The sequence below is a fragment of the Croceibacterium salegens genome, from assembly GCF_009827435.1.
Classification (GTDB): Bacteria; Pseudomonadota; Alphaproteobacteria; order Sphingomonadales; family Sphingomonadaceae; genus Croceibacterium_B; species Croceibacterium_B salegens.
Window position 1 is genome coordinate 115201 of sequence record NZ_WTYM01000059.1, and the last position, 12234, is coordinate 127434.

At 66.2% G+C, this 12234-nt stretch carries 15 protein-coding genes; 11 read left to right on the forward strand and 4 right to left on the reverse strand.

The window, feature by feature from the left end; all coding sequences use genetic code 11:
* The first annotated feature begins 39 nt into the window (after window positions 1-39).
* From GRI89_RS16700 to GRI89_RS16720, 5 genes are all read left to right on the forward strand, one after another.
* Window positions 40-783, forward strand: a complete 744-nt coding sequence (locus GRI89_RS16700; RefSeq protein WP_159798020.1) for a YebC/PmpR family DNA-binding transcriptional regulator — start codon at window positions 40-42, stop codon at window positions 781-783.
* Window positions 783-1133, forward strand: coding sequence for a DUF3147 family protein (locus tag GRI89_RS16705; protein WP_159798022.1), 351 nt, complete (start codon window positions 783-785; stop codon window positions 1131-1133). Before GRI89_RS16700 ends, GRI89_RS16705 begins: the two co-directional genes overlap by 1 nt.
* Window positions 1134-1250: 117 nt before the next feature.
* Window positions 1251-1721: a crossover junction endodeoxyribonuclease RuvC gene (gene ruvC / locus GRI89_RS16710; RefSeq protein WP_159798211.1), complete on the forward strand. Its 471-nt coding sequence runs from the start codon at window positions 1251-1253 to the stop codon at window positions 1719-1721.
* Between the two features lie 102 nt (window positions 1722-1823).
* Entirely contained in the window at window positions 1824-2138 is a 315-nt protein-coding gene (locus GRI89_RS16715) for an antibiotic biosynthesis monooxygenase family protein (RefSeq protein WP_159798024.1), read from the forward strand.
* Window positions 2135-2482, forward strand: coding sequence for an ArsC family reductase (locus GRI89_RS16720; RefSeq protein ID WP_159798026.1), 348 nt, complete (start codon window positions 2135-2137; stop codon window positions 2480-2482). The genes GRI89_RS16715 and GRI89_RS16720 overlap by 4 nt, the downstream gene beginning before the upstream one ends.
* Window positions 2483-2486: 4 nt before the next feature.
* Here GRI89_RS16720 and GRI89_RS16725 read toward each other — a convergent pair whose 3' ends face one another.
* The 4 genes from GRI89_RS16725 to ubiG all read right to left on the reverse strand — a co-directional run bounded on the left by GRI89_RS16725 (window position 2487) and on the right by ubiG (window position 6567).
* A complete protein-coding gene (locus GRI89_RS16725) occupies window positions 2487-3806 on the reverse strand; it encodes an MFS transporter (protein ID WP_159798029.1) in 1320 nt (439 codons plus the stop codon).
* A gap of 63 nt (window positions 3807-3869) precedes the next feature.
* Window positions 3870-5477: a GMC family oxidoreductase gene (locus GRI89_RS18320; RefSeq protein WP_201290963.1), complete on the reverse strand. Its 1608-nt coding sequence runs from the start codon at window positions 5475-5477 to the stop codon at window positions 3870-3872.
* Window positions 5474-5818 (reverse strand): GatB/YqeY domain-containing protein, encoded by a 345-nt coding sequence (locus GRI89_RS16735; RefSeq protein WP_159798032.1) that lies wholly within the window; start codon window positions 5816-5818, stop codon window positions 5474-5476. Before GRI89_RS16735 ends, GRI89_RS18320 begins: the two co-directional genes overlap by 4 nt.
* Window positions 5815-6567: a bifunctional 2-polyprenyl-6-hydroxyphenol methylase/3-demethylubiquinol 3-O-methyltransferase UbiG gene (ubiG, locus tag GRI89_RS16740; RefSeq protein ID WP_159798034.1), complete on the reverse strand. Its 753-nt coding sequence runs from the start codon at window positions 6565-6567 to the stop codon at window positions 5815-5817. Before ubiG ends, GRI89_RS16735 begins: the two co-directional genes overlap by 4 nt.
* A 53-nt stretch (window positions 6568-6620) precedes the next feature.
* On the opposite strand from ubiG, the gene GRI89_RS16745 reads away from it, so the two are divergent.
* The 6 genes from GRI89_RS16745 to GRI89_RS16770 all read left to right on the forward strand — a co-directional run bounded on the left by GRI89_RS16745 (window position 6621) and on the right by GRI89_RS16770 (window position 12213).
* Window positions 6621-7889 (forward strand): aspartate kinase, encoded by a 1269-nt coding sequence (locus GRI89_RS16745; protein WP_328598321.1) that lies wholly within the window; start codon window positions 6621-6623, stop codon window positions 7887-7889.
* Between the two features lie 136 nt (window positions 7890-8025).
* The gene (locus tag GRI89_RS16750; protein WP_159798036.1) at window positions 8026-8361 is read left to right on the forward strand and encodes a hypothetical protein; all 336 of its coding nucleotides are present in this window, start codon (window positions 8026-8028) and stop codon (window positions 8359-8361) included.
* Window positions 8362-8376: 15 nt separating this feature from the next.
* The gene (locus GRI89_RS16755) at window positions 8377-9720 is read left to right on the forward strand and encodes a L,D-transpeptidase family protein (protein ID WP_159798038.1); all 1344 of its coding nucleotides are present in this window, start codon (window positions 8377-8379) and stop codon (window positions 9718-9720) included.
* A gap of 93 nt (window positions 9721-9813) precedes the next feature.
* On the forward strand, window positions 9814-10305 hold the full coding sequence (locus GRI89_RS16760; RefSeq protein WP_159798040.1) for a cupin domain-containing protein: 492 nt from the start codon (window positions 9814-9816) through the stop codon (window positions 10303-10305).
* A gap of 13 nt (window positions 10306-10318) precedes the next feature.
* The gene (locus GRI89_RS16765) at window positions 10319-11308 is read left to right on the forward strand and encodes a hydroxyquinol 1,2-dioxygenase (protein ID WP_159798042.1); all 990 of its coding nucleotides are present in this window, start codon (window positions 10319-10321) and stop codon (window positions 11306-11308) included.
* 20 nt (window positions 11309-11328) lie between these two features.
* Window positions 11329-12213 (forward strand): hypothetical protein, encoded by an 885-nt coding sequence (locus tag GRI89_RS16770; protein WP_159798044.1) that lies wholly within the window; start codon window positions 11329-11331, stop codon window positions 12211-12213.
* The last annotated feature ends 21 nt before the right edge of the window (window positions 12214-12234 follow it).

The window sequence follows — 12234 nt, forward strand, 5'->3', positions numbered from 1 at the left end:
CAATTCGCCAATTCTAGATTCCAGAAGAGACCCGACGTCATGGCCGGCCATTCCAAGTTCAAGAACATCATGCATCGCAAGGGGGCGCAGGACAAGAAGCGCTCCAACCTGTTTTCCAAGCTTTCCCGCGAGATAACCGTCGCGGCCAAGATGGGCATGCCCGATCCGGACATGAACCCGCGCCTGCGCCTCGCGGTCAACGCGGCCAAGGCGCAATCGATGCCGAAGGACAACATCCAGCGCGCCATCGACAAGGCGAGCATGGCCGGCGGCGAGGACTACGAGGAAGTGCGCTACGAGGGCTATGGGCCGGGCGGCGTCGCGCTGATCGTCGAGGCGCTGACCGACAACCGCAATCGCACCGCCACCAACGTGCGCACCGCGTTCAGCAAGAACGGCGGCAACATGGGCTCCGAAGGCTCGGTCAGCCACGGCTTCGAGCGGCTCGGCCTGATCGAATACCCGGCCAGCGCGGGTGACGAGGACAAGGTTCTCGAAGCCGCGATCGAGGCGGGTGCCGACGACGTCGAAAGCTCGGACGACGGCCACGCCATCTGGACCGCATCGGACGCCCTTCACGAAGTTGCCGGGAACCTCGAAAAGGCCCTCGGCGAGGCGGAAAGCGTCAAGCTGGCGTGGAAGCCGACCATCACCGTGGCGATGGACGAAGGCGCCGCCGGCACCCTGCTCAAGCTGGTCGACACGCTGGACGATGACGACGACGTGCAGACCGTGTGGGGCAACTACGAGATTTCCGACGAGATCATGGACAAGCTGGGCTGATGTGGACGGTCGTCGCCAAGGCGCTGCTCGCCGGGGCGATGATTGCCGCCATTGCCGAGATCGGCCGCCGCCTGCCCGCGACGGCCGCCATCGTCGCCTCGCTGCCGCTGGTCTCGGTGCTCGGCATGATCTTCCTGTGGCACGCGCGGCCAGACGCCGAGAACATGGCCGTCCATGCCGAGGCGACCTTCTGGTACGTCCTGCCGAGCCTGCCCATGTTCCTGCTCATCCCGGTGATGCTGCGCGCGGGCGCCAACTTCTGGGTCGCGCTCGCTGCCGGGTGCGTGCTGACCGTCGGGCTCTACCTGCTGATGATGAACGTGGGTCCGAAGTTCGGGCTTAGGCTATGAGGGGTCGCGAAATATTGATGGTCGCTTGTGGAGCGCTGATCACCTTACTCTCACTGGTCCTGCTATCGACATGGCTAATTGTCGAGCAGATGGACAGCTTTCACGGATGACCTTGTGATGCTCGTCCTCGGGCTTGACCCATCGCTAAGTTGCACAGGCTGGGGCATCGTGCGGGTCGAAGGCTTGCGCCTGACCCACATCGCCAACGGCCAGGTGGCGACCGACGCCAAGGTGCCGATGGCCGATCGATTGAACCATTTGTACGACGCGATAGCGGCCGTGATCGCCGCCTACGAACCTGACCGGGCGGCGGTGGAGGAGGTGTTCCTCAACAAGAATCCGCAATCGACGCTCAAGTTGGCGCAGGCGCGCGGCGCGGTGCTTGCCGCTTGTGGGCGCGCCGAGCTCCCGGTCTCCGAACATGCCGCGCGGCTGGTGAAGAAGGCGGTGGTCGGCACGGGCGGGGCGGAGAAGGCGCAGGTGCAGGCCATGCTGAAGGTCCTGCTTCCGGGCGCGAAGATCGAAGGCGCGGATGCCGCCGATGCCCTCGCAGTCGCCATCGCCGACGCCCACCTGACCCCCCGATGATCGTCATTGCGAGCTTAGCGAAGCAATCCAGTGCGTCACCGTGCCGTCCTGGCTTGCTTCGTCGGCTTCGCCTCCTAGCGATGACGAGCTAGAGGAGAAAGCATGTTCCTCGTCGTATTCCGCAACCGCAAGCGCGCCGACCTCGATGGCGAGGCCTACGGCACCGATGCCGACGCCATGCTCGCGCTGGCCCGGCAGCAGCCGGGTTACATCGCGTTCAAATCGTACACCGCCGACGATGGCGAGGTTATAGCCCTCAGCGAATGGGCCGACGAAGCCAGCGCGCGCGCCTGGGGCCGGCTGGCCGAGCATCGCGTCGTCCAGCAGCGCGGCCGCGCTGATTACTACGAGGACTATACCCTGTTCGCCTGCGCCGACCCGCGCATCCACCGCTTCACTCGCAAGGACGAGGCATGAGCATCCAGTTCTACGGCATTCCCAACTGCGACACCGTGAAGAAGGCGCGCAAGTGGCTCGAGGAGCAGGGCGTCGCCTACGACTTCCACGACTACAAGAAGGAAGGCGCCGATCCGAATATGCTCCGCCACTGGGCCGGTGCGGTCGGCTGGGAGGCGCTGCTCAACCGCCGTGGCACGACGTTTCGCGGGCTGCCCGAAGCGGACAGGGAGGGGATCGACAAGGCCAAGGCCGTGGCGTTGATGGCCGCGCACCCGAGCCTCATCAAGCGCCCCGTGGTGATCTACGACAACGGCCTGCTGGTCGGCTTCGACACCGACCAGTGGGACGCGGCCTTGTGCTGAGAGCCTAGTTGAACTCCGGCACGGGCTCGGCCGCTTCGTGGCGCGAGCCGGCTTTCAGGGTCGAAAAGATCAGCGCGCCCAGGAGCATCAGGCCGCCGGACGTCCACATGACCGTGCCCAGTTCCTTTGTGCCGCCGAGAACGGCGAACAGCGTGGCGCCGAAAGTCACCGGCAAGTTGCTGAGCGAATTGTAGATGGTGAACTGCGTTGCAGCGACCGTCGGGTCAGAGAGCTGCATGCGCAGCGGGTTGGTGCAGATGCTGGTCAGCGTATCGTGCATCGACCACACGCAGGACATGATGATGAACGGCGTCATCGCGCTCCAGTAGGCCTGGCCGTAAAGCACGAATATGGCCAACAGGAAGTAGGTCGAATAGACCAGCGACGAGGCAACGCGCGCGCCGAGCCGCAGCGTCAGGAAGCTGCCGACCCCGATCGAGACCACCGCCATGACCAGGTCGACCGACGAGACCATGCTGGAATATCCTGCCGTGGTGAAGCCGACGAACCCGATGCCGCCGATGATCGGCCACATCGGCGAGAACATGCCGCTGCCCATCCGGGCGGCGACCGAACCCGTCACCAGCTTCAGGCTGTCGAACTTGATCAGCGACTTGAACGCGGCGCGTGCCATCGGCCACCAGGCGCCGACGTGCCGTTCGAGGTTGACCGGCGAAGCGGCGCCCTCGCTCCACGGGAAACGCTTCTCGCCCGGCCGTTCGCGAATAACCACCACGTAAAGAGTGATGAGGAGGATGATCGGGAGGAAGATCCAGAAGGTCGTCGCACTGCCGTAATGTTGCAGGCTGAAACCGGCGATGGCGCCGGATAGCGCGCGGCCGACGGTCTGGCCGCCGAACATGAAGGCGCTCGCCGTGCCTTGCTCTTCGTCGCTGAGGATGTCGACCGCCATGCCGTCCACAGCAACATCCTGGATCGCCGAGCCGGTGCCGATCAGAATCACGATCGAGAGGATGACCTCGAGGTTGTCGGGCCCGGGGGCCACGATGGCGGCAATCGCGAAGCCGATCACCATCAGCATTTGCGCGCAGATGAGCCACAACCGACGGCGACCCATCGCCAGATAGGCGTAGCGATCCATGAGCGCGGCGGGGATGAACTTGAAGCTCCAGGGAAGGAAAGCGGTGGCGATGATCGCCGCCACTGCCGATTCCTCGGCCCCGTTCATCACCAGCCAGGCGGGCAGGGCGACCTGTGAAACGCCGAGGGGGAGGCCTTGACCCAGGTAGAAAAGGAAGAAGCTGAAGATGCGCAGGATCTTGTTTTCGGAAAGGATCATCGATCCCGCGGCAGGTTCAGCCATACTTGGTCCCTCTCATGATAACCCCGGCGCGCACCCTAGGGCGTGAGAGAACGTTTGCAAATGTTACCTGTTTGCGAGGTGAACGAGGTCGGCGGCCTTTTCGGCGACCATGATCGTCGGGGCGTTGGTGTTGCCGCGGATCAGCTGCGGCATCGAGCTGGCATCGGCAACGCGCAAGGCCCGGATTCCGCGAACGCGCAACTCGCCATCGAGCACAGCTTCAGGCCCGGTGCCCATCGCGCAGGTGCTCGTCGGGTGTCCGCCGCTGATAATCGTCTGTTCAAGCCAGGCATCAAGCGCTTCATCGTCATCCGCCGCTGCACCCGGAGCGATCTCGGCGGCGACCGTCGCGGCGGCGGCGGGGGTGGCGAAAAACTCGCGCATCAGCCGCATGGCCGCACGCAGCCGCAGCCGGTCGCCCGGCTCGGCGAGGAAATTGAGCAGGACCTTTGGCAGGGCGGCGGGGTCGGCACTGCCTAGCGTCACCGCGCCTCTGCTCTCGGGGTTGAGCAGCACGCAGCCGGCGGTCAGCTGGTGGCCCGCGCCTGCTCGCCAACCGGGGAACCAGACCCGCGCCATGTAGCTGGTGTGACTGACCTGGAACTGCAGGTCGGGCCGCTCCTGCTCCGGGCCCGAGCGGATGAAGCCCTGCGCGGTCATCGGGCTTTGCGCCGGTGTGCCCTTGCCGGTCAGCGTCCAGCGGATGACGTTGAGTGCCAGCCGGTCGAGCCGCAGCTCGCGGTCGAAGGTGTTGGGCTTCGCGGCGGCCCATACGGTCACCGCGATGGGGTGGTCCTGCAGGTTCTGCCCGACCCCCGGCAGGTCGTGCAGCACCTCGATGCCATGCTCCCTGAGGTGCGCCGCCGGGCCTATGCCCGAAAGCATCAGCAGGTGCGGCGAATGCAGCGCTCCGCCGCAGACGATGACCTCGCGTCGCGCGCGCAGGGTCTTCGTATCGCCGCCCTGCCGGTATTCGACCCCGACCGCGCGACCATCTTCGACCAGCACGCGCGTCGCGGCGGCCTCGGTGACGATCGTCAGGTTGCGGCGCTGGCGGGCGGGATCGAGATAGGCCCGCGCGGTGCTGTCGCGATGGCCGTTGCGAATCGTGCAGTCGGGCATGCCGAAACCTTCGGGCTCGGGCACGGCGAAGTCGGGCTCCTCGCGATATCCCAGCTCCGCTCCCGCAGCGTACATCACCGGGGTCAGTTCGGAATGCGGCAGCATCGGCGTGACCGAGAGAGGCCCGTCGCCGCCGTGGATCTCGCTCGCCCCGCGCCAGTTGGTCTCGGACTTGCGGAAGTAGGGCAGGACGTCGTCGTAGCCCCATCCCGGAAGGCCCATCGCCGCCCAGCCGTCGTAGTCTGCCTTGTGGCCGCGGATATACATCGTGCCGTTGATCGCGCTCGACCCGCCAAGAAGCTTGCCGCGGGGGATCGGTTGTGCACGGCCGCCCATGTGCGGATCGGGCTCGCTCATCAGGTTCCAGCCGTAGCGGGGGTCGGCGCTGACCGGCATCCACGCCAGCGGCATGCGGATCATCGCCGAATCGACATCGCCGCCTGCTTCGAGCAGCGCGACCTGTACCTTGTCGTCCTCGCTGAGCCGCGCGGCCACCACGCACCCGGCGCTGCCGGCTCCGACGACGATGTAATCGACCTCTGACGTCACAGGTAGCGGCCAATCAGTCCGGCTTCGCCGCGCAGGCGTTCGGCAGGGCCCGCCTGCCCGGCTTTCTCGAGCATGGCCGCGGCGGCGATGCGTTCGGCCTGCTCGCGCGAGAAGATCGCGGCAATGTCCTCGTCGCACAGGTCGAGCCGCGCGACCTCGCCCATGCCGGCGCTGGCGCGCAGCGGGCTGATATTGTCGTTCAAGCCTTCGACCGGGACCGCTTCGGCATTGTCGATCGCCGCGGCGAGCGAACGCAACAGGCTCACCTCGTCCTTGCGGCCCGCACGCATGGCATCCTTGAGATCGGCGCGCAGCCGCGCCCGGGCCTGCTCGGCGCTCATGCCGCGCGCGCCGTGACGATGTAGTTGAGAGCGAGCTCGCCCGAGAGGTGGAGGCCCTTCATCGGCGAAAAGGCTATGCCGCGCGGTTCGTCCATCGCAAGGCCTGCCTCCGCGAGCAGGTTGCGAAGTTCGTCCGGGGTGACGAAATCGTTCCAGTCATGCGTGCCCCTGGGCACCATGCCGACGGCCTCGGCGGCGGCGACCAGCAGCAGTCGAGACTGCGCCGTGCGATTCGGCGTCGAGAGCACCATCAGCCCGCCCGGCGCGAGGTGGCGCGCCAGTTCGGCGAGGAACGCAGGCTTGTCGGCGACATGCTCGATCACTTCCATCGCGGTGACGAGGTCGAACTGGCCGAGGCCCAGAGTGCCGAGCTCGCCAGCTTGATACGTGATCGCAAGGCCAACGCCGTCGGCATGCGCCTTGGCGGCGGCGATGTTTTCCGCGGCGGCATCGACCCCAGTCACATCAGCGCCGAGCCGTGTGAGCGGTTCGCATAGCAGCCCGGCGCCGCAGCCGACGTCGAGCGCGCGCTTGCCATTGAGGGGGCGCAACGCGTCGGAATCGATGTCCCAATGCCGGTCCACGGCCTCGCGGATGAAGCCCAGCCGCACCGGGTTGAGCTTGTGCAGCATCGCCGAGGAGCCCTTGGGGTCCCACCAGTCGCGCGCCAGCTTGCCGAAATGGGCGGCTTCGTGCGGCCGGATGGTTGCCCCGGGTTTGGTTGCACGCGTTACAGTTGCATCGGACATTCCCCGCTCCTAACAGCGCGCACAGTTCACCGCCAGCAGGGGAAGAATACCGCGTGGCCCGCATAGTGATGAAATTCGGCGGCACATCGATGGCCGGGACCGAGCGCATCCGGCGCGTGGCCAACATCGTGCGCAAGCAGCAGGCTGCGGGGCACGAGGTCGCGGTGGTCGTTTCAGCCATGGCCGGCGAGACCGACCGGCTGGTGACCTTCTGCCGCGAGGCCAACCCGCTCTACGACCCGGCGGAATACGACGTCGTCGTCGCCAGCGGTGAGCAGGTCACCAGCGGCCTGCTGGCGCTCACCCTGCAGGCCATGGGCTGCAAGGCGCGCTCGTGGCTCGGCTGGCAGCTGCCGGTCCACACCGAGGGCGCCCACGCCAAGGCGCGGGTGCGCGATATCGAATCAAACGCACTGCTGGCCTCGATGGCCGAGGGCAAGATCGCGGTCATCCCGGGCTTCCAGGGCCTGTCGGACGATGGCCGCGTGACCACGCTCGGGCGCGGCGGGTCGGATACGTCGGCGGTTGCGGTGGCTGCGGCAATCCACGCCGACCGCTGTGACATCTACACCGACGTCGACGGGGTCTACACCACCGACCCGCGCATCGTCGCCCGCGCGCGCAAGCAGAAATACGTCACCTACGAGGAAATGCTCGAACTCGCCTCGGTCGGGGCGAAGGTTCTTCAGACCCGCTCGGTTTCGCTCGCCATGAAGGAAGGCGTGCGCGTGCAGGTTCTCTCAAGCTTCATCGACGACGATGCCCCGCCGGCGGACAACCTGCCCGGCACGATGATCGTCTCGGACGAGGAAATGGAAGGTTTGGAAATGGAACGGCAACTCGTCACCGGCATCGCCCACGACAAGAACGAGGCGAAGGTGATCCTCACCCGGGTGCCTGACAAGCCCGGCGCGGTGGCGCACATCTTCACGCCGCTGGCCGACGCCTCGATCAATGTCGACATGATCATCCAGAACGTCGGCCGAGAGAAGGGCGAGACCGACGTGACCTTCACCGTCCCGCAGGCCGACCTTGCCCGGACCCAGGCGCTGCTAGAGGCGAAGCGCGACGAGATAGGCTTCAACCGCGTGATCACCGACAGCAAGGTCGCCAAGATCAGCGTCGTCGGCGTCGGCATGAAGAGCCATGCCGGTGTTGCGGCGACGATGTTCCGGGCGCTGGCCGAGCGCGGCATCAACGTGCAGGCGATTTCGACCAGCGAGATCAAGGTCAGCGTGCTGATCGACGAGGACGAAACCGAGCTCGCTGTTCGCGTCCTGCACACCGCTTATGGTCTCGACGCCCCCGACGTCGCCGCCTGACCGGGCCTTGGGGCGCGCCGAACCGTCCCGCTACCGGGCACCGCCAAGTCGGAACTTGCTGCCTTAACTCTCGTTAACCAGAGTCTGGCGCGCTATCAGAGTGCGTTCGAGGGGAGCAACGGCAAGGAGGTTTTCGATGAACAAGGGTTTCCTTTTCGTCCTCGCAGCGGCGCTTCCGCTGGCAGCGTGCACCAGCTCGCAAGACGATTACTACACCGAGTCGGTTCCGCCACCGCCCCCGTACCAGGAACCGCTGCCCACCCCGGTTACGACTGCGCCGTGCCCGCCGATCGGCGGCACATGGAGCGGCGCGGCCTCGGTCGGCGGATCGGTTCCGGGCCTCGCCGGAGCGACCTGGGCCGATGCCAACAACGACGGCTGCATCGACGGCTATGTGCGCGAAGGCCTGTATTACTCGGGCGCGCCGGTGATCCAGACGGCGCCGGTGTCCTACACCGGCGAGCGCGGCTGACCGCATAACTCGCCGATGATGCGATTCCCGGTCATCGCCGCCCTGCTGGCAGCGGCGCTGGTCGTGCCGCTGCCGCAGGCGGCGGCGCAGGCCAGCTGGCGCGGGGAACCGGGCAAACACGTTCGCGCCGAGTTGCGCGAGGAAATTGGGGAGCGCGCAGGCAAGACGGTTCGCGGCTTCTACACCGCGCGCGACAATGCACCCATGTGGCTCAACAAGTACGCACGGCCCTCGGGTGCGGCGACGCTGCTGCTTTACCGGATGCAAACCGCGCAGTTCGACGGGGTCGATCCGGACAAGCTCGGCATCGACAAGCTGGTCGACCTGGCCGAACGGGCGCAACGTGGGGAAATCAAGGACGTCGCCCGCTTCGAAGTGGCGCTGTCGGATACCTTCGCCGAATATGTGCGGGCAATGCGCGATGGCCCGCGTCTGCCAATGATCTACGGCAGCCCGGCGCTCGAACCGGTGATACCGGCCCCTCGTTCGGTGCTGGAGACGGCCGCACAGGCGCCATCGCTCGAAAGCTACGTCGACGGGATGGAGTGGATGCATCCGCTCTACGCACCGCTACGCAAGGCGATGCAGGATCCGGCTTACAGCGAGACGCAGCGGCGCCAGATCTGGATGAACATGGCGCGGCTGCGCGCCATCCCGGCGATGCCGATGGGTCGCTACGTGCTGGTCGACACTGCCTCGGCACACCTGTGGATGTACGAGGGCGGCGAACCGGTCGACGACATGCGTGTGGTGGTCGGCAACGATGCCGGGCAGACGCCGATCATGGCCGGCTTCCTCAGCCAGGCGGTCGAGAACCCCTACTGGCTGGTGCCCGACGACATCGTCCAGAACGAGTTCGCCGACTATATCCTCGAATACGGTCCCGGCTGGGTCGCAGATCGCCGCTATGAGGTGCTCGATAGCTGGGAACCGGACGCAGAGGTCCTCGATCCAAAGACGGTCGACTGGCAGGGCGTTCGCGACGGGACTGTCTCGGTGCACATGCGCCAGCTACCGGGCGGCTCCAATTTCATGGGCCGGGTGAAGTTCGAGTTCCCCAATCCGCAGGGCATCTACCTCCACGATACCCCGGCCAAGGACCTGCTCAAGAAGACCGACCGACAGCTCAGCCACGGCTGCGTCCGGCTTGAGGATGCCGCGACAATGTACCGCTGGCTGATGGGCACGCCGATCCCGGCGGCGGCAAAAAACGCGCCGCCCGAACAGGTCGTGCCGCTGCCCGAGCCGGTGCCGATCTACATCACCTACCTGACGGTCCAGCCGAAGGGCGACAACCTCGTCTTCCTCGACGACCCCTACGCCCGCGACGCCCGGGTACGGATCGCTGCGGCGGATTAGGCCCGCACAACTTCCAATTTGCCTCTATCAAACGCGATGTTACCATCGCGCCAAGGCCGGACGGCAGGAGTCGCTGGCGGGGAGAGTGCAATTATGGCCTACAAGACCAAGACCGGCTCGCTCGAGTCCTACGAAAAGGGCGTGATCGAGCTGAACGACGATCTCAGGAAATACGCCTTCTCGAACATCTACGAGGTGGCCGGAAAGAGCGCGCCGTTCGAGCGTGTGGCGGTGGTGCAGAACCTCGAATACGTCGCCGAGGCGGTGCGCGTCGAGGGTGACGGACCGTGGTACGCCGCGCCTCACGACGAGTTCGCCATCGTCATGGACGGCGAGGTGACCTTCCGCTTCATCAAGCTGGCCGACGACCAGGTGCCGGGCCATGAGGGCGGCGCGGTGCAGCTCGGAGGCGAGCCCAACGGTCCGCGCATGGGCAAGGTCGTCGCGCGCAAGGGCCACCAGGTCCTGCTGCCGCACGGCGCGGCCTACCAGCTCAGCGCCGCCAGCCCCGCGGTCGCGCTGGTCCAGACGGTCGACGGGCCGGTGACGGTCAAGCGCTGGACCGAAATCTGCGAAACGAACTGAAGGAGAGGCACCGATGGACGCACCCGCACAGAAAATCGTCGCCACCGGCACCGACGAGTCGACCGGCTACGACAGCTTCCGCCTCGGCGGCTTCACCTTCGCCCGCGACGAATATTTCGCCCACATCGGCTGGCCCAAGGGCAGCCACATCATCGAGATCGACCGCTTCCTGCGCGCCATGGTGCGCGATATCGGCTGGGGCTTCTTCTACGGCTGGATCTTCTTCGACGACATCTTCGGGACCACCAACCACTACGGCACGGTCGACATTTTCGCCGGCTCGTACGACGCTGGCTACAAGGCGCAGGGTATCGACCACCTCGAAACCTTCCCGGCCGAGGTTGTCGCCGAAGCCTTCACCACCATCAGCAAGAACTGGATCTCCGAAGGCTACGACCCGCTCAACGCCCCGCTCGAAACCGGCACTCCGATCGGGCCCAAGGGCAAGGAGAAGGAAGGCGAACTGCTGCGCAGCTTCATCGCCGCCGACCGCATGCTCGGCCTGCCGGGCGACAAGGTCGTGCGCACCGAGGCCGACGGCTTCTCGATCAATCGCGCCTTCGCCGACATGGACTTCGACCAGCCCGAGATCGAGTGCGAGCCGGGCTTCGAGGGCCAGCTCCACGCGATCAACCTGTTCGACCACATCGCCCGCTCCGACATCACCTGGAACCCGTCGATCAGCGCCGTCACCCGCGGCAACATCTGCTGCGTAACCAGCGAGGAGCACATGCTCCCGGTGATCCACGGCAACGACCGCAACGAGTGGTTCATCCAGCTGACCGACGAGATCCACTGGAACATCGCCGACAAGAACACCGGTGCACCGCGCGGGCGGGTGGTGATGAAGGCGGGCGACGTCTGCGCCATGCCGGCCGACATCCGCCACCAGGGCTTCGCCCCCAAGCGCTCGATGCTCATGGTCCTGGAGAACGGCACGCCGGGGCTGGAGAAGCGCTACGCCTCGGGCGAGCTCAAGCCCTATCCGGTCGATTTCGGATAAGCGGCTTGTTGCCACTCCGCATGGTTCGCTGGATCGCGACTCTGGCCGCGCTGCTGGTCGCGCCGGCGGCTTGGGCTGAAGACGCCGACTACTATCGCGGCGGTTGGCGCGCGGCGGATGGACCGCCGCAGGTGTTCGAGTTCGTCATCGTCGGCGCGCAGGTCCACGGCGTATACTGCACCTACTGCTCGGACGGGACGACACTGGCGCGGATCGAGGGGTCCTTTGTCGAGGACGATGGGATCGCCTTCACCGTCCGGCACCTCGACCTCGCAGGCAATCTCGTCTCGCAGGACCGGCTGACGGGCAAGCTTGAGGGCAGGAAGCTCCGGGTGACTGGGACGCGCGGTGCCGATGGCGCGACGATCGACTTAGTCACCATCAAGGACCCGCGTGGTCCTGCCCCGGCAACCATCCCGCAGATCATCCTGCCCCCCGGCTCGCCGCCGGTGAAGGTGCTTGAGCGGAGGGGCGGAGCCGCGCCTCCACCGCCCGCACCCTACGTCCAGGCGGCTCCGTGGAAGCAGCAACTCTCGCCGAAGGACCTGCTCGGGGTCTGGCTCGGCTTCGGGTACGGCGAACCCAAGCAGTACTTCTTCATCCGCAACGACGGCGACGAGCTGTTCGGCATGGCATGCGGCCCGTGCGACAATCCCTACACCATGGGTGTGCTCGACAACTTTGCATTCGACGGCGACATCGTGCGCTTCGACATCCAGCACCAGGACTGGGGCGAGGGCAGCAAGGTACCTTTCGTTCGCAACCTCGCCGCGCACATCGGCATGAACGAGCTACGGATGGACGCCCGCCGCGACGATGCACCCGACCGGCCCGGAATCGTCGCCTCGCTGGTCGGGCCCCTTGCGCTCGAGGCCACGGCAGGGAATGTGAACGCCGCCGACTGACCGCCGGCTCACTTCGAATCC

Bases quoted from the DNA above. Each gene is read 5' to 3' on its own strand.
- GRI89_RS16705 (WP_159798022.1), top strand. From the start codon at position 783: ATGTGGACGGTCGTCGCCAAGGCGCTGCTCGCCGGGGCGATGATTGCC.
- GRI89_RS16700 (WP_159798020.1), top strand. From the start codon at position 40: ATGGCCGGCCATTCCAAGTTCAAGAACATCATGCATCGCAAGGGGGCG.
- GRI89_RS16760 (WP_159798040.1), top strand. From the start codon at position 9,814: ATGGCCTACAAGACCAAGACCGGCTCGCTCGAGTCCTACGAAAAGGGC.
- GRI89_RS16725 (WP_159798029.1), bottom strand. From the start codon at position 3,806: ATGGCTGAACCTGCCGCGGGATCGATGATCCTTTCCGAAAACAAGATC.
- GRI89_RS16715 (WP_159798024.1), top strand. From the start codon at position 1,824: ATGTTCCTCGTCGTATTCCGCAACCGCAAGCGCGCCGACCTCGATGGC.
- GRI89_RS16765 (WP_159798042.1), top strand. From the start codon at position 10,319: ATGGACGCACCCGCACAGAAAATCGTCGCCACCGGCACCGACGAGTCG.
- ruvC (WP_159798211.1), top strand. From the start codon at position 1,251: ATGCTCGTCCTCGGGCTTGACCCATCGCTAAGTTGCACAGGCTGGGGC.
- GRI89_RS16770 (WP_159798044.1), top strand. From the start codon at position 11,329: ATGGTTCGCTGGATCGCGACTCTGGCCGCGCTGCTGGTCGCGCCGGCG.
- GRI89_RS16735 (WP_159798032.1), bottom strand. From the start codon at position 5,818: ATGAGCGCCGAGCAGGCCCGGGCGCGGCTGCGCGCCGATCTCAAGGAT.
- ubiG (WP_159798034.1), bottom strand. From the start codon at position 6,567: ATGTCCGATGCAACTGTAACGCGTGCAACCAAACCCGGGGCAACCATC.
- GRI89_RS16755 (WP_159798038.1), top strand. From the start codon at position 8,377: ATGATGCGATTCCCGGTCATCGCCGCCCTGCTGGCAGCGGCGCTGGTC.
- GRI89_RS16720 (WP_159798026.1), top strand. From the start codon at position 2,135: ATGAGCATCCAGTTCTACGGCATTCCCAACTGCGACACCGTGAAGAAG.
- GRI89_RS16750 (WP_159798036.1), top strand. From the start codon at position 8,026: ATGAACAAGGGTTTCCTTTTCGTCCTCGCAGCGGCGCTTCCGCTGGCA.